General features: G+C 72.7%; 1 pseudogene. It reads left to right on the top strand.

What is annotated here, in order from left to right:
* A pseudogene (locus ACR9ZK_RS22035) lies at positions 1–271 on the top strand (nicotinate-nucleotide diphosphorylase (carboxylating)); the annotation flags it as partial.

Genomic DNA, 271 nt, shown 5'->3' with positions numbered 1-271 from the left:
GTCAGCGGTGGCCGCACGGCTCGAGCTGCCGGTATCGGCGTTCGAGGTGCTCGCCGACGACGAGGCCCGGGTCGAGCGCGGTGACGTCATCACCCGCGTCACGGGCCGGACCCAGGTGGTGCTCGTCGCCGAGCGGACCGTCCTCAACCTACTCAGCCGCCTGTCCGGCGTCGCGACCCACACGCGCCGGTGGGCCGACGCACTCGAGGGCACGCCGACGATGGTCCTCGACACCCGCAAGACGACGCCTGGGCTGCGCTGGCTCGAGAAG

It is taken from the genome of Monashia sp. HAY1-5C (assembly GCF_056755255.1).
The sequence above is the reverse complement of the archived record's forward strand: the minus strand, read 5'-3'. Positions and strand labels throughout refer to the sequence as shown.